Here is a 21,348-nt window from a genome sequence, read left to right on the forward strand (position 1 = left end):
CGGCGAAAGATCGATTATGAGTGCAGGCTTATCGATAAGACACAGACTGCTGGGAGTCCTTTACGACAACGTCGTGGGCGCCACCTTCGACGATGGAGGTGGAGCTGACCAGGGTCAGGCGTGCCTTTTCTTGGAGCTCGGGGATCGAGAGGGCACCGCAATTGCACATCGTGGACTTGACCTTGTAAAGCGTGCCGCCCACGCCGTCCTTGAGGGAACCGGCGTAGGGAACGTAGGAGTCAACGCCCTCGACGAAGCTGAGCTTCGCGGCGCCGCCCAGGTCGTAGCGCTGCCAGTTGCGGGCACGCGCAGAACCCTCGCCCCAGTACTCCTTCATGTACTGACCGTTGACGTTGACGCGCTCGGTCGGGCTCTCGTCAAAGCGGGCGAAGTAACGGCCCAGCATCATAAAGTCGGCACCCATGGCAAGGGCGAGCGTCATGTGGTAGTCGTAGACGATACCGCCGTCGGAGCACACGGGCACGTAGACGCCAGTCTCCTCGTAGTACTCGTCGCGAGCGCGGCAGACGTCGATCAGCGCGGTGGCCTGGCCACGACCGATACCCTTGGTCTCGCGGGTAATGCAGATGGAACCGCCGCCGATACCGACCTTGATGAAGTCGGCACCGCAGTCGGCCAGGAAGCGGAAGCCCTCAGCGTCGACGACGTTGCCGGCACCGACCTTGACGTCCTCGCCGTAGTTGGCGCGGATCCACTCGATGGTGCGCTTCTGCCATTCGCTGAAGCCCTCGGAAGAGTCGATGCACAGGACATCGGCACCAGCCTCGATGAGCAGCGGCACGCGCTCGGCATAATCGCGGGTATTGATACCGGCGCCGACCATGTAGCGCTTGTCGTTATCGAGCAGCTCGTTGGGGTTGGTCTTGTGGCTGTCGTAGTCCTTGCGGAAGACGATGCCCATGAGGTGATCGTTGTCGTCAACGATGGGCAGGGCGTTGAGCTTGTTATCCCAGATGACGTCGTTGGCAACCTTGAGGCTGATGTTCTTGTCGCCCACGATGAGCTGCTCGCGCGGGGTCATGAACTCGGAGACCTTCTTCTGGTGGTCATCGCGGCTGGGGCGATAGTCACGGCTGGTAACGATACCCAGGAGCTTGCCCTTGGGGGTGCCGTCGTCGGTGACCGGCATGGTGGAGTGGCCGGTCTTCTCCTTGAGCTCGATGACCTGCTCCATGGTCATGTCGGGGGTCAGCGTGGAATCAGACTGAACGAAGCCGGCCTTGTGATCCTTGACGGCCTTGACCATAGCGGCCTCGGACTCGGGGGTCTGGGAACCGTAGATGAAGGACAGGCCACCCTCGGTAGCGAGCGCGACACCCATGTCGACGCCCGAGACGGACTGCATGATGGCGGAAACCATGGGGATGTTCAGGGTGATTGCCGGCTTCTCACCGCGCTTAAAGCGGGTTAGCGGCGTCTTGAGAGAGACGTTGTTGGGGATGCACTGCGAGGACGAGTAACCAGGAACCAGCAGATACTCCGAAAACGTGTGGGACTCACCGGGAAAGAACGTAGCCATGTTTCTCCTTTTTCCATGCGACCGGTCGGCTGCAGGCCTCGTAGGACCCAGCCCAACCTTGGGCGCCCAATACTGGGGAAGTATCTTAACGCACTTTGACTGCTACAATGCATGATTTAAGAAGAGCACACGAGGGTTTGACGCAGGCTTTGCGTTTGCCCAGCAAACACTTTAGCGGGGAGACGTGGGCGTATGAAGTACAAGACGACGGCAAAGTTGGTCATTCAAGCGTGCGACAAAGACCTGCCGGGCGTGTTCGGTCATGGCTGTGTCTTGCTGCTGCAGGGTATTGCCCGCGAGCACTCACTCAACCGCGCTGCCAAAAGCATGGGCATGGCGTATTCCAAGGCCTGGCGCATCGTGAACGAGGCCGAAGGCCAGCTGGGCTGCAAGCTCATCGAGCGCGACGGCGCCCGCGGATCCACGCTTACCCCCGCCGGCGAGCGAGCCATAGCGGTCTACGAGGAGCTGCAGACCGACATCAACAACGTCATCGCCACCAAAGCCAACGCCCTCATCGTCAGCATCAAAGAGTAGCTAACTTGCGAAGGGCGTTGTCTAGGGTGGACGCTACAACCAGGGGATCGTCGGTACCGGCGAAGAGGCGGATGGTTCCCCCCTGCTTGCCGCGTGGGGCCGAAAGGCGTGTCGTTGCGCCGCCGGCGGGCGACGTGCGGAACTCCCCCGGCAATGTGTCGAACAGCTCACCCGCACTTCGCTCGATAAGGTCAAACTCAACTGCCGGGCCAAAGCCGTGCTCGAGGATTCCCGTTGCAACCGCATGATCGGGATGCGAACCCAGCCCTGGATAGCGCACGTTGCGCACTATCTCGTTGGCAGCCAGATACTCGGCCAGTGCACGTGCGCGGTCGAAGTGAGCCTGCATGCGAGCATCGAGCGAGTCCAGCCCGCGCTCCAGCACGTCGGCCTCGTCAGCAGTCAAATCAAGCTTGGCCAAGCCGCAGCCCTCAAGCAGGGCATGCGTGCACTCGGCAGCTGCATCCACACGATGGCGCTTGAGCTGCGAGCGCGCCACCGAGACGGCGACGAGCTTGCGCGGAGCTTCGCCGGCACACACGCGATCGAGCGCCTCGAGCGACAGCACAGCACCCAGCCGCAGCGGATCGCAGCCAAAAGCCGACGCCACGGTGTTGTCCACAACCAGCAGCGCATGAGCCTCACGCGCCGCCCAACCCAGCGCGCGCAAATCGGGAACACGCAGGCCAAAGCCGCCGATTGAATTCACAAACCACCACAGGTGCGGCACCTCGGCATCAAACGCGGTGGCAAAACCCTCGGACGCGGCGGCAAACGCCGCAACCGACGGCTCCCCCACGAGCACAACGTCGCAGGCATCAAAGCCGCGCGCAAACGCATCGGCAAAGTCATCGGCAAACACGACCAGGTGATCGCTGGGACGCACAATCCCCAGCAGCGACAGCGCCGCCGGCACGTGCGAGGCCGCAACAAGACGCGCCTCACGCGCGCCGGCCCTTGCAGCCCAGGACTCTTCTAGCTGTTGCACGTCCACACGGCACCATCCCTTACATAAAACCAAACCAAGACCAGCCCACCCAGGTCGAGAAAACGTCAGCGCAAGCAGCGTCGAGCGGTCCGGCGTTCGTTAGAACGCCGGAACAAAATTAGCCGTGATATTCGCCGTTGTATTGGATCAACGTTAGATCTTCCACGCCATCGAGCGCGCGGATGGCGTCGGCGTAGGGCATGTCCACACCGTCCGAGAAGACCTCGACGGCCATCTCGACCTTGTCGCCGCGCATGGTCTTGGACTTGACGGAGAACTTGGTGCGGCCAAACGCGCGCACGATATCATCGCCGGTGGTCTGACCCGTGTAGTGGATGACCATCATGTACACGCGCGCCTTGTCCTGGTGGCTCGCAAAGCCGGCGATCATCACCACGATCACCACTGCCGTGAGTCCTACGAGCGCATACATGCCGGCGCCCGCCGTAATGCCCGTGGTAATGGCCCAAAACAGATACAACAGGTCGAGCGGGTCCTTGACCGCCGTGCGGTAGCGGACGATAGACAGAGCACCGACCATACCGAGCGAGATGACCACGTTGGTCGAGATCGCGAGCGTGACCATGCAGGTGAGCACGCACATGCCCACGAGCGTCACGGCAAAACTGCGCGAATAGACCACGCCAGTAAAAAAGCGCTTGTACACGTAGTAGATCAGGATGCCCATGGCGAGCGCCACGAGCAGCGACAGGCCAATCTTGGCAGGGTCGACCTGACCAAACGCCTCCAAGACGGAGTTCTTAAAAAAGTCCCTAGTGCTCATGGTCTAAATATCCCCTCGGTTCCCAAAATCAGATTCCCAGTAGTTAAAACCGCGCAGGTAGGCGGTCTTGTCATAACACAGGCAGTACTTAGAGACCGCCGTGAGTTCGACCGCACCTGGCGGCACCATATCGCGCACCAGCTGCGGGCAAAACTCGGTAAACTTGACCTCCATCACCAGCTTGCCGGGCTCCAGCACGGGCAATGCAGGCAAGGTCGCGTCAAAAATGTCAAAGCTACCCACCGCGGCACGCACGTTCATGTCAAACGTAATGCGCACGGTGCCCTCGTCCATCACCCACGGCTCGCGCTCGTAGTCCACGATGGTCCGCGGGCGCATCATGTTGCAGATGCACTCGATGTAGAACTCGCGGCAGAGCGGATGGGCGCTCCGCAGCAAAAAGTCGTAGTCGCCGGCCAGAATCTGCTCAAACTCGCCACGCGTGAGCGGAGCATCTTCCTTGTAAATCCAGCTACCGTACTTCTTTTTGCGCTCGAGCTTAATCACCTTGTCGCTGCCGTTATAGATGCGCAAGCGATACTTTTTGCGCATGAGAATACCGGCGTCTTTTTCCTCGTAGGCCGAGTTGCAGTAGTCGTCAAAGTACAGGCTGCGAATGGTGTAGCCACCCGCCCGCGCATGCTTGTCCAGCTTAAACACCGGCGCCATGCGGCAGGCAAGCGCGGCGTGCTCACCCTCGTTAATGAGATATTTGAGCTCGTGGCGATAACGCTCCTGCGTGGTGCGTGCGGGAGGTGCCACCAGGCGCTCAAGCAGCGCGCTAGCCCTCCTCATACGTGTCCTCCACGACCTTACCGCCGTCTTGCACGTAAAAACACTTCATGCCGTAGTGCTTGCCGTCGTCGGTCACATAGTAGTCAAACGCATCTTGCGTATAGCCGTCTGAGTTGGTGGCGCGCACGTGCACAAAATACTGACCGGCATCGGGCGCATCGCAGGTCACTTCGGGCAGCAGCACGTCCTCGGCCTTAAAAAGCACGTCGCTTATGGCATAGTCGCGCGCCAGCTCCACGGTATAGCGAATGTCACGCGCCTTAAAGTCGTAGGACGCATCCCAGTTAATGCGCAGCTTACCGTTATCGATCTGCGGCACGCCAATGTAGAACGGCATGGGCTTTTTATAGCTCTCGCGAAAGCTCTTGTAGTTCTCCTCGATCTCGGAGGGAATCGCCACGGCGATCTGCTCGTATTGGTCCTTGGTGACAGGCAGGTTGTCGATATCGGGCAAGGCAAAGACCAGCGATTCGGTAACCTCGCGATAATGTTTAATCATCTTGGCCAGGCGTGCCTCGGTCATATACGAGCGTAGATCCTTTACGGCGCGGTCGAGCTCACTGCGGAACGATTTGCTGCGCAGCGCACGATTGAATAGCACGTTACCCCAGTAGTTGCTTACGCCGCGCTCCCAGCTCGCATAGTCCGAGAACCCGGCAAGAGAAAGCTCCAGCTTGCGCAGCATACCGTCGTTGTCCCAATCGAGGATATACCACGTATTGGAGTTGAGCGGGCTATACAGATAGCAGTTACGGTTCTGCGTATCGCAGTTGCCCGTCAGAATCTGAAACGCCAGCCAATAGACCAGGTTCTCGGTATCAAAGTAGGTGTCGAGTACGTCATCGATCTTTTGCGATTCGTCGTTGAGCGCATCGAGCATCTCGATGAGCTTGGTGTGGTCCGAATCGCCCTTAATCTCGAGCATGCCCTCAAAGCTTGCCTGGTTGTAGTCAGGATCATCGGCAAGCTTAATGGTGTCCTCGTAGCGATGGAAATCAAAGCTGTTCACCTTGTACAGGTGCCCGCTCTTATCCAGGCCATGCGCCTTAAGCGCCGTCTTGTTGAGCTGTTCAACCTGCGTAAACAGGCCGTAGTCCTCAAAGGTGTCGTTGAACTTTTCGGTCTGGTCGCACACCCACAGATGCACAAACTGCGTGCGCAGGCCCATCATCTGGGGGATTCCGCGGATAAGGTCGTAGGCCATCTTGTTGCGAAAACGCATACCCTCGCCCATGTGCTTGTTGAGCGCAATCGCGCGCTGTTGGCGCCAGGTACCCTTGCCCTTTTTGAGCTCCACCTTGTAATTCTTTTGCGAGTTCATGCTTGATGTCTGACCGCGCACCTGCACGGTAGCATTGGGCGCTTCCTCGCCATAGCCAACCTCGCCGGCCACCGGGCCGTCTTCGTCGCCCGCCTGCAGCAGGCCCATAACCTGATAGCGCGTCACGCCCATGTCGGCATAGTCATACACCGAGTACGTATTGATCTCGGCCCAGCTGTGGTCGGTGTTCTCGGAGCTGTTGCCGCGCGAGACCGTCAGGTACATGGTCACAATGCCCGAGTCATCATAGACCTCGTACAGCTCGTCCTTATCGCGCAGATGCTTGGACTGGTCGGAGGCCTCGGCCTTTTTAATCTTGTCCTGCTTTTTTACCTTATTTGTCGAGGATTCGTCCTGAGATGAGCAGCCCGAAAGCAGCAGCGCGCCGGCAGCCGCCTCGATCAGACAGCGGCGAGACATCAACTTATCGGTCATCAGAACCTCCCCAATGGTTACGGTACACGCGAACTACTGCGCGCTGAAACGCGCCGTGCGGCACGCCCTTGCGGCGGCACTCCTCATAGCGCTGCTCGGCACGGTCGAGCAAGCGGCCCAGCTGTGTAAAACGACCCGTTTTGTCGGTCGCCACAATGGGCTGCTGACTCAGGATACGATACGGTAAGTTGGCGGTATAGGTATCGAGCCGCAGCAGCGCCACGATAAAAAACACCACCGCACCCAACAAAAAGCCAAAGCCGTAAAACTGCTGCGGCAAAAGCAACGACACGGCGGTCGCCAGCCCTGCCACACCGGCAAACAGGCCCGAGGCCAGAACGGCTCCCTTGTAGTCGGTAAAGTACAGCAAGATAAGCAGGATCGTGTTGCCCACGGCATACAGGCCGTAGCCTACGCATAACGTGCGAAAATACCCGTGCATAAGATTGTTAAAGCCCAGCGGCAGGGCCGAGAGCACTGTAGTCTCGAGCGAGATGACCGCCGCGGTCACAAACAGCTGCTTGAGCGCGCAAAAGCGCAGTTCGCTGTTGAGCGTGGAGAGCATCTCCTCCTCGGCCACCACAATATCGCCCACCACGCCGCCGTCGTTGAACAGGCTGTAGTAGTCACGGTAGCGCGGATAGAAATTGACCTCGACCGACACCACAAAGTTGACGGTCGTGACGAGTGTGGTCAAAAACGCAATGAGTGCCGGAACGTCATGGTAAGGAGCCCCGTAAAACAGGCCTTTGATCTGCACGCCAATAGGGCCCGCCCAGATAATAACCAGGTGTACGAAAAGCCCCAAGTTGGTAAACAGCCCCGTAAGCGCAAGCGGCATAAATTGGTCGAGCCAGCGCAAAAAACGCCAGGGACTCCGATCACTCTGTGGAAAATACCGGTACAGCAGTACCACATCCCAGGCAAGCATGACGCCGTAGCCTAGGGCGATTGACGCCAACAGGCCCTCGACCGGCGGCAGTCCCAACGTCAGCGCTGCCAGGGCGCACAGGCACGCCACGCCAATGGCGGCCGCAAAGCTGCACAGAATGCCACGATAATCTTTGATGGCCGTGAGATAGCTCATGCCGTTCCAGTTGACGATCATGATGTTGAAGAGCCACAGGCACAGCAGCCCCTGCAGCAGCGTGGCCCCCGAGAACAGCAAAAAGACGCCGTAGAGCACCGTGCCCGCAACGAGCATGATGGCATTAGATCCCCAAAACGAAGGCAGGATCTCATCCTCGCGCTCGGCAAAGAGCATGTCGGCCAAAAAGCGCGTGACCGGCATGGAGAAAAAGCTTGTGAGCGTAAGCGAGGCCAGCAGTGTATAGGTCACCATGCACACCAGCAGATCCTGGTTGGCGCGCCCCACGCCCCACAGACCGCACAGCACCAAGATACCCACCTGGAGCAGCACGCCCAGCAGCATGGGGCCCGTGCACACAATGCCAGCGTAGCCATAGGCGCGCATCGTGGCAAACAGACCCTTGCGCCTAAACAGGCGCTTGAGCTCAAAACCGATTCCGGCCACCGGCTACTCCCCCTCTCTGGGCAGGTCAAACGCTTGCGCCGTCTCGTCGTACAGCGCGCGATAGTTGGCGAGCATCTGCTCGTGCAAAAAGTACGTGGCGACGCGACACTGGCCGCGCTCCCCCATCTCAATGCGGCGGGCGCGGCTTGTGCACATGCGCTCCATGGCATCGGCCAAGCCCTTGCGATACATGGGCGGCGTCACAAAACCCGCCACGCCAAAGTCGTCGCCCGGGGCGCCTTCGAGCAGCTCGCGGCAGCAGCCCACCTCGGTCGTCACGCAGGGACGGCGCGCTGCAAGCGACTCCAGCACGCTGAGCGGCTGGCCCTCGGAGATGCTCGTCAAAATGGCAAAGTCGAGCTTTTCCATGTACTCAACCACGTTGACGCGGCCGGTAAAGATCAAGTCGCGCACGCCCAGGGTATCGACCAGCGCGTGACACTCGGCGCCGTACTCCTCGTCATCCACGCCACCCATGATGTGCAGGCGCACGCGGGGCAGGCGCTCGTGCAGCTCAAAGAAGGCATAGATCATGGTCTTGACGTCCTTGATGGGCGCCAGGCGCACCACCGCGCCAATGTCCACCCAGCCGTCATCGGTCTTTAAGGGAATTTCCTTAAAGCGGTCGAACTGGATGCCGTTGGGGATGACCAGGCATTTGTCCGCATCACAACCCATATCGATCTGCGTCTTGCGGGCGTTGTGAAACAGGCTCGTCACGCGAAAGGCGCGACGGTAGATCTCCTCCGAAAGCAGGTAGAAAAAGCGGATCCAGCGGTCCTTAAACGACGGCACCACCCAGTCGGCGCGAATGATCTCTTCCTCGCGTTCGCGGGTATAGATGCCGTGCTCGGTGAGCAGCACCGGCGCATGGTGAACGCTTGAGCCCAGGCAGGCGAGCAGGCCGCCGTAGCCGGTTGAGATGGCGTGGTACACATCGGCCACCGGCACCTCGCTGCCCAGCAGGTAGAGCACGGGCAGTAGCATGGAGCGCATGGTATGGAATGCATCGGCAAAGGGCGTGTATGGGTACTCGGCCAGGCACACGTCGCGAAAGATATCCATAAACGTGCGGCTCTGCAAAAACGAGAGCGGATGCACGCGACGGCGGTGGAAGATATCGAATAACACGTCCCAGTCCGGATTGGAGAGCGACACCAGACGGCGTAGCGCCTCGCGCTCACGGTCGTTAAAACTCGCTTCATGTTGCTCGCCCGAAAGCCTCAGGGCATCGTCCAGGAACACCTCGCGCACCTCGACCACGTTGCCGGGCAGCTCGTAGACAAACTTGCCGCGGTCGGCAGCATGCGCGCCGATCACCCACAGCACAAACTCGTGCTCGGGCATGGCCTGGATATAGCCATGCATCCAGGTAGATACGCCGCCGTGCACATAGGGGTAGCAACCCTCGAGTACCAAGCAGATTCTCATCTGTCGCCACCCTCCTTGCGTGCAATGGTCACCGTCTTGTCCGTGGCTTTAACCAGGTACAGATCGCCCGTCAGATGCGTAATCTCGCCACCCGTGACTGCACCCGGCTCGCCGTTGTTGGCGCGGAACATGAGCCACGCCTCGTCGTGGAAATTGCCCAGGCTGAGCGTCCAGGCATCCGCACTGGTATCCACACTCACCGTCACGGACGAAAAGCGCTGGATGGCGCCCGAGCATTCCGAACCGGTCTGACGCCGCAGGTCGGGCGCAGACTTGCTAAGCCAGTCCAGGTAGTCGGTCAGGCCGCCCTTGTAGACCTCCCAGCCCTCCTTGGCGCCGCGATCGGGATCGAGCAGGTCGTCCGGGTGCATAAAATGCGTGCTCACATAGTGCATGTTTAGCTCGGACACGGCAGCCAAGCGCATATAGGAATCGTCGACCATGCCGCCCGAAACAATGCGCGGCTGCTCCACAATGCCATCGCTCGCCACGCCAAACTCCTGAACGTAGGGCAAGTCGGTGCCATCCTCAAAATACGTACTGGCGATGGTCTTAATGCGCGGAACGTCGGTGCCGATAAGCTTGCGCGCACGGGCCGAAAGGATATTTGACGGCGGCACGTAAACCGAGCCGTGCGCGTTGGGCAACACCTCATCTTGGAAGGCGATAAGCTCGTTGAGCGATGCGACGAGCGTTTCCTTGTTCTTCCAGGTCTTGTAGTCATGCAGTGTGCCATAGTCGGTATCCAAGAGCGCCAGAGGCTGATGGTTGTAGCCGTGAAAGCCCAGCTCTCCGCCCATCTGCAGCAGCATGCCGCCAAAGTAGCGAAACTGCGTGGTATCGGCCTGGCGCGCAGGCTCGGTCTGGCTGACCGCGTCCTCGTAGTTTTCGATCATCACGCCGGTAAAGCGAACGCCATATTTTTGCGCGAGCTTTTGCAGATCGGGCCACCAGACCTTGGAATAAAAGTCGGCGATAGAAAGCCCGTAGTCGCGCTTGATGTAGGTGCCGTCGCCCGAGGGCACGGGGCTGGGAAAGTCGTCCAGATAGAAGACGGCGCTGTTGATGACGGGGTAGGCCGTGGCATCGCCCAGCAGGCTGATCGCCGCGGCGTAAAAACCGCGCATGACCTTGTCATAGATACCGATATTGCACACCACGGTGCGACCGCTACCGCAGTCATTCGACCAAATGAGCGGGGCGCCCGCATCGCCGGTCTTAGCCCACACACGAGCCGTCTCGCGCAGCGAAACCGAAAGCGACGAATCAAAGGGGTCCGAGAGCTCGTAGCGCTCTCCCCCGCCCAGCATAAAGTCCTCGCTCGGCACAATGCTTTCGGCTTTTACATAGTCATATCCGGCCGATTCAATGCCAAGCTTGGGGGCAATCACTTGCAAATAGCTCGAGTTATCCGGAGGCATGGCGAGCATAAGCGAACCACCGGCACTCACCCAACTCATAATGTCGCTCAGGTGCGTACCGAGCCCATCGAGCGACGGCATGAGCAAAATCACGCGATCGAAGGAGGTCAGCGAGGGAATGGCACCCACGCCGTCCAGGGCAAGGTCCACGTCGCGGTGCGCGATCTTCATGTCGAGCAGGATCTGGTCAAACTGCTCCTTTACGTCCTCGACGCCAGCTTGGTCGGAATCGGTAATGACCAGGCACGTGGGCTTTTGGCCAAACATCGCCGAGGAGGCCGGCACCGCATCGTTGGCGGCAAGCATCCCCAGCTTATGCTGGCCCGCACTGTACTGCACGCCGGCACGTTCCACCAGCAGCACGGCGGCCATGGCAATAAAGACCGCCCACACCACAAGCAGCCCCATCCAGCGAAAATGGCCCGCACGGTCGCGGATATGCTGTACCACGCTCACCGGGCCTCCTCTCCGTTGCGCCAAAACGCCAGTTCCTCGCGGTTGGCGGCGCTCAAGTATACATGCTGTTTGTCAATCGCATCGATCACGCGGTGGACCTCGTCACCGTCGCGGCGCATCACCGCCAGGCGCAGGCAAAGCATCCAAACCTCCTGCTCCTCGGGCACATCGAGCACCAACTGGTCGATCACGGCCTGCGCCTCGTCGATCTGTCCGACATCGGCCAGCGCCGTCGCGTATCGAATGCGAAGCTCAAGGGCATCCTCGCGCTCGCAGCGACGCGCAAGCAGGCGCGCGTACTGTTGGCGCTGAATCTGAGCCACGCGCCCCTCGGCCAAGCCCGAGCCCAAGTATTCACCAAGAAAATCGCAGTATTCGTTGAGGTTTTGCGCGCTCGGGTCTGTCTTAAAGGCGCGCTCCAGCTGCTGTAGCTTAAGGTCGGACTCCTTAGAGATCTGCGCCACCGCCGTCGCGGCATAGTGCGCCACCTCAACGTCGTCGTTAAGCTTAGCCATCTGCAGCTGCGCCAAGTACGCGTCGGGCTCCTCGGTGAGCATGGAGAGCATTAGGCGGCGCCGGTATGCCGGGTCGTTGACGATGAGCGCCTCCTCGAGCGGCACTACGCCTGCATCGTCCTCACCACTCGGTACCGGCATACTGCGATGCAGGTCGTCGTTGAAGCGCAGCGACTCCAGCGCAGACTCTTTCAGTCCCTCGCCAAACACCGCGCTGCGGACCGATAGCAAAACCACCAGCAACGGGCCCCACAGCGGCACCAGCACTATCACAGGCAGCATGTGCCCGCGCACCGGCAGCAGGCCCAACTTCATGAGCGTCCACAGCATCAGGCAAACCAGTGTATAAATCAGCAGCAAGACAGCAGCAACGACAAGCGAGATCAAGCGGCACCCCCCCCCCTCACCGTCACCGGTGTAAGAGATGCGCTGCAACAGCGCCACGATGTCCTCGCCGTCGACGGGCTCCACCGCAATCTGCATTGCGCTCAGGCGCTCGCGGATAATGGGCAGATCGCACGCCTTTGCCTGACGCATAAGCAGGTAGAGCACGTCGCCGTCGACCAAGCCCGCCGCATCGTTCTCGCGGATAGCCGAACCAATCGCGCCCACCAGCTCGCCGACAGGCTCCATGCCCGGCACCACGCGCAGGAGCAAAAAGCTCCCCATCTTGCTATCTGCCAACGCCTGCTCCGCCGCGAGCTCTTGGCCAAAGGCCGCCTGCTTGAGCACGCAAGTGCCGTCAACGCAGCGCTTATCCTGCGCCACCGCCTCATAGTCAAAGGCGCGCCCCAGCGCGCTTTCGACCAAGCCGCACAAGATGCGGAACAGGTTTTGGTAATAGAGCGTCATTTGATTCTGAGCCGCACGACGCACAGAGATCAACACGGCGGGTGCCCCATCGCGCTCGATCGAGTATCCAAACATGGGCAGCCCCGGCGTCAACTCGCGATTCACCCACAGGTTCGAACGACTTCCGCCGCCCAAAAGGGGCGCAAGCTGCTCAAGCGAAAACGAGCGCGTGGCGTCTTCGGCAATCACGGGACTCGCCGCCACCAGGCGTGCAAACGCCCCGCCCGAAACGTGATAGATCGCCACCGAATCGTTTTCGAGAATCTCACCCATGAGCTCGCAGCACTTGCGATAGATGTCGCGCGGATTGAGCACGTCGAGCTCTTGCGTCACGGCAAAGATCTTGCCAAAGCTGTCGTGGCGACCCACAATCTGGCGCTTGTACGCGCGCTTGTCCTCGATGGCATCGTGGTAGAGCTGCGTGAGGAACGTATTGCGATTACGCACGAGCTCGTTTTGGTCGCGCTCCACCCTAATGGCCTCGCTGTTACGCAGCTGCACATAGCCGCACACGGCACCCACCACAAAGTACGCGATAAACGGCAGCCAGTTGGACGGCTCATAGAACAGGCCCTGGAAGGTATAGCCGTATTGAGTAAAGTAGCTTAAGGCCAAGCCCACCGATGCCAACAGCGCCGCAACCAAGCCAAAGTCCAAGCCATACAGCGTGCCGATGAGCACGACGTAGAGCAGGCGATAATCGAGCACATTGAGCTGGGCTGATTGGGAGAATAGACGCTCCAGCACCTCGAACAGAACCCAGGCAACGCCCGTCTCCAGGCATTTAATAGGCAGCGTGCGCAGCTGGATACGGTCGATGGCGGCGCGCAAGGGGTTGGCCTTCTTTGAGCGGCCAGCATCCCAACGCGCTTGAATGGTCGAAAGATCGCGCAGCAAGTCGTAGCGCTGAAACCAGCCATAACGCACGCGAACGGTATCGTTCGTGGGCAGGGCGTAGCCGGCAGAATCGCCATAGGCAACGGCAAGGCCGGGGAACAGCACCTTGAGGGCCTCGCCCAGGTCACCCGCCGTGTGATGGAAGCTATCGGCAACGTCGAGCGTCTCAAAAGAGGCATCCCAGCTATCAAAGATGCGGCGAATCAGCACCGCAAGCTCCTCGGCACACAGCAGGGGAAACGCCGCATCCTGCGCGCCCTGCAGAGCGACCGATCCGGTTGAGCACGCGTCGAACAGCGGCACCAAAAACGGGTCCTCCAGCGCGGCAGACGCGGTATACAGGAACGGCACGCGCAGGATCTTGGTCTGCACGCCCTCGCGAGCAGCGTAGTAGCGGCACAGGCCGTTGGCTGCGTGCGCGATAATGCCCTTGCCCGTTCGCCCCGCGGCATCGGCGGCACCCTCGGCACCCGCGGGCCCCGCTACATACAGCAGTTGGACCCGGCGACCCGCGCACGTACGAAAGACCGAGCGCAGCAGCTCGATATCGCCCACGGTATCGGTATGCGGGGTAAGGTAATTAGACAGGTAGACCACGCGGTCGAACTCGTAGGCCTGCTCCAAGTGCTGAAGCAGCTCTTTCCACGAGGCATGGGGCGACGACTCGTCGCGGCGCGCTTCCTGCGCGGCTACAACCTTAACGTGGTCCCCAGGGAATGCCTTGGCGCAAAAGTCATCGTCAACATATGCGGTGTTGCCAACAACCAGCACCTCCATGGCGTACTCCTCCCCTAAAATCCACTTTAGTCATAGTCAAACATGCGTATTTTACGCTGTCAACGCGAGCTGGAACGCCTTTAAGGCTGTCTTAAGAACTTTTTTAGAGGATGCGGGGACTTCGAGAGTGCAAAATGAGCGCCCAATCCGGAAGTATGCGGCAAATTCTTGACATGACGACCACACTGGATAGTGACAACGTTTCTACCTGCGGTTTCTTTACATGAAAAGGGCGATGTGCTCGAGGGTTCCGAAATTTGCCGCATACTTCCGTCGGGCGCTCAACTGCTATTTCAACAAGTCAACCAGCAGAAGCTCTTCGTTCTTTCGCTTGCTCGTCTCCGCATGAGCTTTAATTGCTTTTACAAGTTTTTCGCCGTTGTCCCAATATTCCTCAAGAAAGTCCTTCTCTTTAATTTTGCCTAGTCCAAGACGCTGTTTGCAGAATTCGTTAGGCCTAAGTTGCCTGTCCCTTCTGGTCGCATTCCCCCAATCCCGATAGGCACCCTCGGCGTGAATCACAAGCATCTCGATCTCCGGCCGCGTAACAAAATTCAGAACTTTAGTGCCGTTCTGCCTGCGCTTTGGAAACTCAAACTTGGGAGCGTTGCTGTCCACAATCCGTGCGACCGCAAGTCCTTCAGCCCCAGCAGTCTCGTAGTTCATCGAGAAATAGTCGTTTGCAATTTCGGACGCCTTGCGTTTTCGCGTGTAAGGACGATCGACAATGAGGGCGTCTTTGACCACTCGTTCTCTTGGAACGATCAACAAATCGTTGTCATACAATACCTGAACAACGACACCCTCTGCAGTTCCTTCACAGCTAAACAAGACAAAACGACTTGATAGAATGTCTTTTGCCTGATTACCCATTGATGTGCTCGCAAACATACTCGCGCATCGCTTGAACGTCGGGGTACTTAGGCATAGACCCCTTGATCACATTGTTGATGATCACATCGCTCTTTTTATTCTCAATCCGATTGATGCGCTCGGAATACTTGACGAGCTCCGTCTTAAACGAATCATCGCGCACAAGAACAAATACATTGTCCTTACGTCTCAGCACATCAAGAAGCTCCGAGTAATGAGTCGAAAAGAGCAAGGTTGCCCCATGGGGGTTCGTAACGGGGGAAGCAAAAAGCTCAATCACTGTGCCTACGAGCGATCTGTTAAGACCCGTTTCAATCTCGTCCACAATCAGATAGCCCCCATTTCTGAGAGCAGTTATCGCTTGATTGACCAGTTCCGCACCCAAAACCGTACCATTTGACAGAACAGAAGTCGCGATCGCGACATTCATCACCCGCTCAGCTCTTTCTCCCTTAAACTTAAGATGGAACACTTGGTTTTCCTTGTTCCAGACAAGATATTCGACGCTTGGATCAAAAGCCTGAACAACAGGGGTTGGCAAGCTCGTCAAAGGCAGCGTACGCTCGGGAGACTCCACCGAGACAATCTTTTTGCCCGTGATGACAGACACAATCGACATGTTGTCATCCAAGAAAGTTCGTTGGGCATCGTTAAGAACAAGGTCGCACTCGGCAGGACCCTCACGAACCAGCATAGGCTCAGAGATATCCTTCAGACACTCGATATCCAAAACGACCTTTCTAGAGACGCGTGATGCGGGGCATCCCCAAAGCCATTCGTTCTCAAATGCAAGCAATTCAGAAAAAGAAGTATCCTCCGCAGCTTGGCCATCCACTTTACGAAGCTGGGACTCAATAAGATATACCGAACCTTTTTCGAAAAATACACAGGAAACATTGATCTGGCGCTCCAAGTTTCCGAGAACATCGGAGCCAGTTGCAAAGCGGCGCATAACAAAGCTGCCTGACATATAGCCAAGTACAAAGCGCACAAGGTTGAGAGTCGTTGTCTTGCCGGATGCGTTAACGCCAACAACGCCCATTACATTTTGAGAATAGAGCGAGGACCCAACTGGCAGCGGAAACACGTCAGCATAATTACCTTCTTCATCGCTCAAAACTCGATCGGCAGCAATAAAATCAAGTTCTAAACGCTTGTCCTTAAACAGTGTGACCCCATCGATTCTTAATTTAAGAAGTTTCACAGCGACCTCCTCTTAGACAATTCAATTATAAACAGTTTTCCTGTTTATAATTTGAAAAACAAGATTTCTGAGAAAAGCTCAGTCATTTAAGTTCATGCACAGAGACCCCCGTCGACCGTTGCGATGTTCGCAGACACGGTCCGTGCCCCCCTCGTCTGTGATTTATTGTTTATCCGCCGGAAATCACATAACGAGGTGCGGACCTTGTTCCGGTATGCGATTATCAATTTACGAAAGAAACCATGTGCCATCGGCATACATCGATGACCTGACGAACGGTCGTCTCTATATGAACGCAGCCGGCTACTGCTACGACCTGCCTGGCGGCAGCATCGTCATAATCAGGATATGCATCAACAGAAGAACGTCCGAACACATAACGAGGCAGGTTCCCGAGGGGAAATACAAACGCGAGTCGAGGCGATGCCCACGAAGCCCTTCTCGATGGAGTCGAGAGAGAAGATAGCGCGGATTGACAACCATAGGAATGTCTTTCGCGACGCTCCGTCCATCACCCATAGGCGAGCTCTACTAACGCTGGCATAACGCCTCCGCAAGAAACAGCCTTACCGTAGCTCGCGTACTTAGCTAAAAGCGCGTTGTAATAATCCGGTTCGACCTGCCTGCAAAAGCTCAAGTGGCCTAAAACGCGATGGGCGTGATTACGATCGCACTCGCGCATAAGCGCCTGGTATAACAAGCGCTTTAGCTCTGCTTTTCTTTGAGGTCCCAGGCGCAGGACGCCATCACAGTCAAGATAGATGCCCGTGATTTTACGAAGGTGCCCTCGCCCAAAACAACGAGTTTTGTCACTATTCAAATCAAAACTCTTTTGCCGTAGGCGACTACCAACAAAAGTTGAAATCTCCGCAGAGTTTATCCATTCAGTTGATGAAATGCAGATGTCGTCAGAATATCGCGAGTAGACGAATTTCTCGCCTAGTCCAGCCGCTATCTCATGATCAAATGAAGCCATTATGCGATTGGCGATAAAAGGCGAACACGGAGAACCCGTTGCAAGAGAGCCCCGATAGCATGATAAAGCTACGAGAAGATCAACATCATCTGCGGTGAGACGCAAGCGTGATGCAGCGTTTGTCGACTGATACACTCCCCCTGAAAACAAATTTCTGACCATTTTCTGAGTGCAGGACTCAAAGAAATGGCAAATATCAAGCAGAAGAAAATGACTGCTATTAGCATGGAGCTTGGCATTATGGCAGACGCTTGAACCCTTTTCGTAGGCTGTAGCGTAAGGGAGATCTATATCAAATTCCGTATTTATATAGTCCGATATCCAACACTGAACGAGCTTCAAATCTGGTTGAGGCGCAACGATCTTTCTCCCGCCGGCAGAAAAACAGTGATACTTATCTGTCGTTGAGCTCGCAAGGTCCAGTAGCTGGCGATTTGTCATTCCAAGATCGAAGCAAATTCTATCCGCAATAGACACCGGCAACGCCTCCATACCCCATTGATCTCTTACGAAGGATTACCCGCGCCCTCATGTTTGAGAAATCTTGGTCTTCGCTTCCCTTAAACATGAAATAGGAATCGAGGTGTATCGTGCTTTTAATCAGGGAGTCCGAACCCTTGTTGCATCCCACTTTAGAAACAAGACCGGTAGCTCTCATCATGCAGCAAACATCCAACCAAGATATCGGAACGCCGGCATTTTTCATATCCGCATTTAAAATGGGTGAGTAAATTTTGAGCTTACTAGCACGGAAACCTTTGGCCGCACAGTATATCGTTCGTAAATCGGTCTCTGACATGGGCCCCAATATTTGAAGCAAATCAAGCAACTCATGGACGAGCGAGCCAACGTTAATCATAGCCTCGTCTCGATTAATCATCTTTCTAGTGGCATTTAAGCCAATCTTGGCCCGTCTTGTAGCATTGGCACCAATAAGGGACCTCAGTTCAGAAACAAAACGACATAAGTCAGGCGAAGACATCGGGTTATTCAAGTCCAAATAAAAGACTTTGTTAAGCGAAGAATCTCCCGTGGCTATTTCTTTCACTGGCCCATCAATCAAGAAGCTCCGAGAGCCCTTATATTGCTTTCCAACGGCAACAGAGGTAATCCAGGCAGCATGAGGCAAAGCGGAGAAAGCGCCCAACTCACAAAAAGATCCACAGCTCTCTGCAAAAATCAATATCCAGTCCGATATATCGGCAAGCATAGCCTCTTGTTGAAGCAAATTTAGTTTTGAACCGACCATTTCCGCCGCTACGTCTTCGGCGGTAAGGCAGAAAACGTTTTTAAAAGCCTCGGTATGATTGTTGGACACATAAGCTCTAAAGAATCGACGAGAGGGGTGCAGGCTCTGATCGCCGCCGCAGGGAAAGATAAACAAAGGCATTTTATTAACGGCTCGATTAACCCTCAGATGATTTCTCAGGATATTCAAATCAGTTTTACTGATACAGTCGCAGAGCATTGCACCTCGATTCCAATAAGGACAAGGCCGCACAGTCCGTGCATATGGTTATTCCGTAGGCACGGTTTCGGGTCCGTGGCTATGGAATAACCATATGCACGGACCCGAATTGGTAAAAACGTCTCAGTCCATCTTTAACAGAGGACTTGCTCCAATCGGGGCGATCAATGACTAGCTGCGACCTTGTCTCAAGTAACTTTACCATCACATTAGTGTCTAAGGCTGGATATTAGCCAGCTATAAATAGAAAGCATGCTAGCCCCGCATCAAGTTTATGCTGCAAAATGTACTCTATTGAACAGCGAGTCGCCCGTTCTCGGCCTATTCCTGGCTGCTACTCACAGAGGATTGTATCTCATCGTCACTCCCCTTCTTCTTGCACAACACATGTATCGCGTGTTCACCCAAGATCGCCGCGGACAGTTTCATCGCCGCACCCTTAACGGCATTGAAGAAGTTCTTAAGAAACGATGCGTTCATGTCGTAGTAGTTCATGTTCCTAAACAGCGCATAGAGTGCCAGATAAGTTTGGGCAATGACCACTACAACACTCATTGCAAGAGCGCTGTAGGGCGACTGGGAAATCCAGATCAAGGACCTTAAGCCCAGTTGGGCAAACCAATCTCCAACAATCAACAATCCGTCTTGGGCAGTCTTAATAACCCATGGGGAAAGTAGTTGCGCATAAGGAGGTGACGCATAATTTCTTTCACAAATTGACAAACACATAGAGGAACACGGTTCACGCGTCGTCATATGAGTTCAGGCGACCAAACAACAAATCATCGATGAAAGGGGCACGAGCCCCGTCTGCGAACATCGTATCGATCGACGATGGGTCGCTCGACGCGCTGCCCAAAGAGGAGGCGTCCGAGCTTGTCGGGGCCGAGCGCTACGGGAGGACGGCAGGCCGGAAGGCCTACCGCAGCGGCCGCTACACGAGAAGGCTCGACACGGGCGCCGAGGAAGTCGAGCTCAGCGTGCCGAAGCTCCGCGGGGCGGGCGCGAGGACGGTGCGCGACGGGTTCGCCGAGACACTTGCCTACACGGAATTCCCGCCGGAACGCTAGCGCCGAATCAGGACGAACAACGGAATCGAGCGCATCAACCGCGAGATCAGGAGGAGGGCGAGGGTCGTCGGGACCTTTCCGGACGACAACTCACCCCTCAGGCTTGCGACGGCGAGGCTGAAGTACACAGTGAAGCGCGAATGGGGCAAGAGGAGGTACCTGGACATGTCCAAGCTGGAAGAGACGGACGAGCCGAAGGGAAAGGCGAAAGGCTAGAAGAGGACGGTGCCGAGGACGGCTAAATCAATTTGCGAAAGAATCTTGACGATGCCTCGATACTCTATCGGGAACAAGGTCGTAGCGATTATCAAGCACAATTGGCTCCGCTCCGAGACAGACTAATAGAGTACTATTTTTTCATTCGTTTAGCCGTTTCTTTTCATAGGGTGTGTTGTGAATGCTATTTAATTTGATTATCCGTGCTGATGAAACCCTGCCCATGTTGACTTCTAGAATGTTTGAGCGAACTCCCGATGAGCTGGCGGACCGCTATAGAACTTCCACCAGCTTTGATTTTAATGCCCTCGCTCAGCTTCCTACTGTTATGGCGCGTGAATTTGAGTCGGACGATATGGGCGCCATGGCCAGACTGGGCTATATGGACTCTCCGTCGATAAACCCAGTAATTTCTTCACCCGTTCTGCAGTTTCCATCGCATGCCTTATTGGATCTCGGCTTGCTCGATGAAAACTTTTGGGAAAATAAACGTACTCATTGGAGGCTTTGCGAGGGGGACCCTTTTCGCCTGTTTTCAAAGTTTCTTGCTGACCGTCCCTTGCCGGTCGAACCTGAAGCGTCTTCTGCGTGTGACCCAAATTTAATTGCCGTCATGATGCCATTCACCGAAGACCCTTCTATCGACCCTGTATATTTAGCGTTGGTCGAAGGCTCTAAGAGGGCAGGTAAGAAATGCAGGCGCGTAGACGAGATATGGACTCCCGCAGATATTACGGAAGACATATTTAATTTGATTGCGTCTAGCTCTTTGGTAATTGCTGACATTACCGATCTGAATCCAAACGTCATGTTCGAAGTGGGCTATGCGATCGGAAGGGGCAAGCAGGCCGTTTTGATATGCAAAGATGATGTTCCCCAGCTGCCTTTTGATATCAGCCACAGGAGGGTATTTACCTATAAGCGAGATAAAGACGGATTAGCGATACTTTCAGACAGGGTTATGAAAATCTTGACGAATGATCAGTGATTGGTTGTTCGCTTACGCACTGGGCCCGACATGAGCTCCGGAGCCCCCTATCGATAGATTCCGGCCTCGATGAGCTGGCGCGTGTTGTCCTCGCCTATGCCGTGCAGTTCTGCGGTCCCACTCGCTTGAAGGACAGGTGTTGATGTTGACTATGGAGTGGTCTGAGTGATTACCGGGAAATGAGCGCCATAGGCACGAAAAATTGAGCAAATAAATCAATAGGGTCGCGCCCCGGGAACCGGGGCGCGACCCTCGCCGTATAGCTTCCCC

General features: G+C 56.4%; 18 protein-coding genes. 4 read left to right on the top strand and 14 right to left on the bottom strand.

The window, feature by feature from the left end; all coding sequences use genetic code 11:
• Positions 1-28: 28 nt before the first annotated feature.
• Positions 29-1,540: an IMP dehydrogenase gene (locus tag DW913_RS07835; RefSeq protein ID WP_089571691.1), complete on the bottom strand. Its 1,512-nt coding sequence runs from the start codon at positions 1,538-1,540 to the stop codon at positions 29-31.
• Positions 1,541-1,732: 192 nt separating this feature from the next.
• Here DW913_RS07835 and DW913_RS07840 point away from each other — a divergent pair, with 192 nt between their 5' ends.
• Entirely contained in the window at positions 1,733-2,077 is a 345-nt protein-coding gene (locus DW913_RS07840) for a winged helix-turn-helix domain-containing protein (RefSeq protein ID WP_117798146.1), read from the top strand.
• Here DW913_RS07840 and DW913_RS07845 read toward each other — a convergent pair.
• From DW913_RS07845 to DW913_RS07905, 13 genes are all read right to left on the bottom strand, one after another.
• Entirely contained in the window at positions 2,067-3,071 is a 1,005-nt protein-coding gene (locus DW913_RS07845) for a PLP-dependent transferase (protein ID WP_158566218.1), read from the bottom strand. The two genes, DW913_RS07840 and DW913_RS07845, sit on opposite strands and share 11 nt — an antisense overlap.
• A gap of 112 nt (positions 3,072-3,183) precedes the next feature.
• Positions 3,184-3,849, bottom strand: coding sequence for a DUF4956 domain-containing protein (locus tag DW913_RS07850; protein WP_117736271.1), 666 nt, complete (start codon positions 3,847-3,849; stop codon positions 3,184-3,186).
• Between the two features lie 3 nt (positions 3,850-3,852).
• Positions 3,853-4,644, bottom strand: coding sequence for a polyphosphate polymerase domain-containing protein (locus tag DW913_RS07855; protein WP_117798148.1), 792 nt, complete (start codon positions 4,642-4,644; stop codon positions 3,853-3,855).
• Positions 4,631-6,400, bottom strand: a complete 1,770-nt coding sequence (locus DW913_RS07860) for a CotH kinase family protein (RefSeq protein WP_117798149.1) — start codon at positions 6,398-6,400, stop codon at positions 4,631-4,633. The genes DW913_RS07855 and DW913_RS07860 overlap by 14 nt, the downstream gene beginning before the upstream one ends.
• Entirely contained in the window at positions 6,390-7,934 is a 1,545-nt protein-coding gene (gene pelG / locus DW913_RS07865; protein ID WP_117798150.1) for an exopolysaccharide Pel transporter PelG, read from the bottom strand. The genes DW913_RS07860 and pelG overlap by 11 nt, the downstream gene beginning before the upstream one ends.
• 3 nt (positions 7,935-7,937) lie before the next feature.
• Positions 7,938-9,365 (bottom strand): GT4 family glycosyltransferase PelF, encoded by a 1,428-nt coding sequence (pelF, locus tag DW913_RS07870; protein WP_117779141.1) that lies wholly within the window; start codon positions 9,363-9,365, stop codon positions 7,938-7,940.
• Positions 9,362-11,242, bottom strand: a complete 1,881-nt coding sequence (locus DW913_RS07875) for a DUF2194 domain-containing protein (RefSeq protein ID WP_117798151.1) — start codon at positions 11,240-11,242, stop codon at positions 9,362-9,364. The genes pelF and DW913_RS07875 overlap by 4 nt, the downstream gene beginning before the upstream one ends.
• The gene (locus DW913_RS07880) at positions 11,239-14,283 is read right to left on the bottom strand and encodes a hypothetical protein (RefSeq protein WP_117798152.1); all 3,045 of its coding nucleotides are present in this window, start codon (positions 14,281-14,283) and stop codon (positions 11,239-11,241) included. Before DW913_RS07880 ends, DW913_RS07875 begins: the two co-directional genes overlap by 4 nt.
• A gap of 288 nt (positions 14,284-14,571) precedes the next feature.
• Entirely contained in the window at positions 14,572-15,156 is a 585-nt protein-coding gene (locus DW913_RS07885; protein WP_147349641.1) for a hypothetical protein, read from the bottom strand.
• On the bottom strand, positions 15,149-16,360 hold the full coding sequence (locus DW913_RS07890) for an ATP/GTP-binding protein (protein ID WP_117798154.1): 1,212 nt from the start codon (positions 16,358-16,360) through the stop codon (positions 15,149-15,151). Before DW913_RS07890 ends, DW913_RS07885 begins: the two co-directional genes overlap by 8 nt.
• Before the next feature lie 511 nt (positions 16,361-16,871).
• On the bottom strand, positions 16,872-17,813 hold the full coding sequence (locus DW913_RS07895) for a reverse transcriptase domain-containing protein (RefSeq protein WP_158566220.1): 942 nt from the start codon (positions 17,811-17,813) through the stop codon (positions 16,872-16,874).
• On the bottom strand, positions 17,797-18,804 hold the full coding sequence (locus DW913_RS07900; protein ID WP_117798156.1) for a retron St85 family effector protein: 1,008 nt from the start codon (positions 18,802-18,804) through the stop codon (positions 17,797-17,799). Before DW913_RS07900 ends, DW913_RS07895 begins: the two co-directional genes overlap by 17 nt.
• Before the next feature lie 321 nt (positions 18,805-19,125).
• Entirely contained in the window at positions 19,126-19,359 is a 234-nt protein-coding gene (locus DW913_RS07905; RefSeq protein WP_147349642.1) for a hypothetical protein, read from the bottom strand.
• A gap of 233 nt (positions 19,360-19,592) precedes the next feature.
• On the opposite strand from DW913_RS07905, the gene DW913_RS07910 reads away from it, so the two are divergent.
• The 3 genes from DW913_RS07910 (at position 19,593) to DW913_RS07920 (ending at position 21,078) form a co-directional block, all read left to right on the top strand.
• A complete protein-coding gene (locus DW913_RS07910; RefSeq protein WP_117798158.1) occupies positions 19,593-19,874 on the top strand; it encodes a transposase in 282 nt (93 codons plus the stop codon).
• A 6-nt stretch (positions 19,875-19,880) separates the two neighbouring features.
• Positions 19,881-20,090 carry a transposase gene (locus DW913_RS07915; protein WP_117798162.1) on the top strand — a complete coding sequence of 70 codons (210 nt, stop codon included), beginning with the start codon at positions 19,881-19,883 and terminating at the stop codon, positions 20,088-20,090.
• Between the two features lie 181 nt (positions 20,091-20,271).
• Positions 20,272-21,078 carry a hypothetical protein gene (locus tag DW913_RS07920; RefSeq protein ID WP_117798159.1) on the top strand — a complete coding sequence of 269 codons (807 nt, stop codon included), beginning with the start codon at positions 20,272-20,274 and terminating at the stop codon, positions 21,076-21,078.
• The last annotated feature ends 270 nt before the right edge of the window (positions 21,079-21,348 follow it).

It is taken from the genome of Collinsella sp. AM42-18AC, assembly GCF_003467965.1.
Classification (GTDB): Bacteria; Actinomycetota; Coriobacteriia; order Coriobacteriales; family Coriobacteriaceae; genus Collinsella.

Coding starts and splice junctions, on each gene's coding strand:
- DW913_RS07835 (WP_089571691.1), bottom strand. CDS start 1,540: ATGGCTACGTTCTTTCCCGGTGAGTCCCACACGTTTTCGGAGTATCTG.
- DW913_RS07840 (WP_117798146.1), top strand. CDS start 1,733: ATGAAGTACAAGACGACGGCAAAGTTGGTCATTCAAGCGTGCGACAAA.
- DW913_RS07850 (WP_117736271.1), bottom strand. CDS start 3,849: ATGAGCACTAGGGACTTTTTTAAGAACTCCGTCTTGGAGGCGTTTGGT.
- DW913_RS07855 (WP_117798148.1), bottom strand. CDS start 4,644: ATGAGGAGGGCTAGCGCGCTGCTTGAGCGCCTGGTGGCACCTCCCGCA.
- DW913_RS07860 (WP_117798149.1), bottom strand. CDS start 6,400: ATGACCGATAAGTTGATGTCTCGCCGCTGTCTGATCGAGGCGGCTGCC.
- pelF (WP_117779141.1), bottom strand. CDS start 9,365: ATGAGAATCTGCTTGGTACTCGAGGGTTGCTACCCCTATGTGCACGGC.
- DW913_RS07880 (WP_117798152.1), bottom strand. CDS start 14,283: ATGGAGGTGCTGGTTGTTGGCAACACCGCATATGTTGACGATGACTTT.
- DW913_RS07885 (WP_147349641.1), bottom strand. CDS start 15,156: ATGGGTAATCAGGCAAAAGACATTCTATCAAGTCGTTTTGTCTTGTTT.
- DW913_RS07900 (WP_117798156.1), bottom strand. CDS start 18,804: ATGCTCTGCGACTGTATCAGTAAAACTGATTTGAATATCCTGAGAAAT.
- DW913_RS07905 (WP_147349642.1), bottom strand. CDS start 19,359: ATGAGTGTTGTAGTGGTCATTGCCCAAACTTATCTGGCACTCTATGCG.
- DW913_RS07910 (WP_117798158.1), top strand. CDS start 19,593: ATGAAAGGGGCACGAGCCCCGTCTGCGAACATCGTATCGATCGACGAT.
- DW913_RS07920 (WP_117798159.1), top strand. CDS start 20,272: ATGCTATTTAATTTGATTATCCGTGCTGATGAAACCCTGCCCATGTTG.